Genomic DNA, 1816 nt, shown 5'->3' on the forward strand with positions numbered 1-1816 from the left:
CTCCTACCCTCCGTCCCGTCACACCCCCGCTCCCGCCTCACCCCTCCGCGAGCGCCGCCAGCACCTCCGCCTCACGCTCGGCGGAGAGACCGACCTGCGGCCGGTCCGGGCGCTGGGGCGCCGTGCCCCCGACCGATTCCAGCCACGCCCACGTGTCCGCGACCGTCTCCGCCGCCGACCGGCAGCGCAGCCCCGCCGCGAGGGCGCGGGAGACGTCGGCGCAGTGCATCGCGTCGTACATCTCGCCCGGCGGCAGCCACACGGGCAGCTCCGACCACGGCGCCACCCCGGCCTTGACCAGTGCCTCCGGCTCGGTCCAGCGGAGTTCGGCGTCGGAGCCGGTGGCCCGTACGCACGCGTCGAGCAGATCGCCCATGGTCACGTGCCCGGGCGGCGAGACGAGGTTGTACGGCCCCGAGAGCCCCGCGGCCACCGCGTCGAGCGTCCACTCGGCGAGGTCCCGGACGTCGACGTACTGGACCGGGAGCGAGGCGGGCCCGGGGGCGAGGATCGGTCCGCCGCGCGCGATCCGGCCCAGCCACCACGGGAGTCGGCCCACGTTCTCGTACGGGCCGAGGATGAGGCCCGCGCGGACGAGTAGCGTCCGGTCCGCGCCGAACGCGGCGGTGGCGGCGAGTTCGCCGCCCCGCTTGGCCTCGGCGTACGGCACGTCCCCGTCGTCGGCCGAACCCTCCACCAGCGGGCCGTCCTCGTCGAGCCCGGCCGCCGCGGGCCACGCGTACACCGAACGGCTCGACACGTACGCGTACCGCCCGACCCGGCCGGCGAGCAGCCGCGCCACGTCCCGCACCGCGGACGGCGCGGCCGACCAGGTGTCCACGACGGCGTCCCAGGAGCCCGTGGCGAGCGCGGCGAGGCCGTCGGGGCCGGTCGTGCGGTCGCCTATGAGCGAGGTGACCCCCGCCGGTGCCGCGTGCCGGCCGCGGTGGAAGACGGTCACCTCCCAGTCCCTGGCGAGCGCCGCCTCGACGACCGCGCGGCCGACGAATTCCGTACCTCCGAGCATCAACAGTTTCATGATCAGAGCGTGCCGGGCGGCACGGCACGGGACCAGGGCCTTTCGCTGCCGGAGGATTCCGCCGAGGGAGGAAGGTCGTCGGTCCGGGAGGAACGTCACCGGCCCGGGAGGAACGTCATCGGTCCGGGAGGGGGGTCTCGTGCGCCGAGGGGCGGGGTGGCACCATGACGGGCGATGACGGATGCCCGGTCGCCCCTGCGCGCGTTGAGAGCCGCCCTGTTCGCGGTGGTGTGCGTGACCTTGGCTGCCGTGGGGCATTCGTCCATGTCTGCGCATCCGCTTCCGGCGCTCGCGCTGCTCGGCGCCTTCGCCGTGACGGCCGCCGCCGCGTGGGCCGCCGCGGGCCGGCGCCGGGGCGCCCCGACGATCGCGGGCGCGCTGTTCGTCCTCCAGGGCGCACTGCACCTGCTCTTCTCACTGGCCGGCGCCCGGGCCGGGGACACGGGTCACCCGGCGGCGACGGCCCCGCACGGCATGACCGGCACGCACGCGATGCACGGGACGGCGGGCACCGAAGGCGCGGTCGGCACGCACGACATGGGCGCCGCCACCGCGATGTCCATGGACATGAGCACCGGCATGCTGGCCGCCCACCTCCTCGCCGCGCTCCTCTGCGGCCTCTGGCTGGCGCACGGCGAGGCCGCGTTCTTCACGCTCGCCCGAGCCGCCCTCGCCTACGCCTTCACCCCCCTGCGGCTGCTCCTCGCGTGCGTGCGCGTCCCCGACGCACCGCGCCGCCCCGTCCGGCGGGCCCGGCGGACGGGGCGGCGCGGTGCG

2 protein-coding genes are annotated in these 1816 nt (G+C 76.4%); one reads left to right on the forward strand and one right to left on the reverse strand.

The annotated features are described in order from the left end of the window. Nucleotides 1–37 precede the first annotated feature (37 nt). A complete protein-coding gene (locus AOK00_RS36290; protein ID WP_079042384.1) occupies nucleotides 38–1039 on the reverse strand; it encodes an NAD-dependent epimerase/dehydratase family protein in 1002 nt (333 codons plus the stop codon). A 264-nt stretch (nucleotides 1040–1303) separates the two neighbouring features. Between AOK00_RS36290 and AOK00_RS36295 the strand changes: the two genes are divergently transcribed. Further along, nucleotides 1304–1816 (forward strand): hypothetical protein (locus AOK00_RS36295; protein ID WP_216822294.1); only part of this gene is annotated, 513 nt, incomplete at its 3' end.

The sequence above is a fragment of the Streptomyces aureus genome, assembly GCF_001418135.1.
In the GTDB taxonomy this organism is placed as follows: domain Bacteria; phylum Actinomycetota; class Actinomycetes; order Streptomycetales; family Streptomycetaceae; genus Streptomyces; species Streptomyces aureus_A.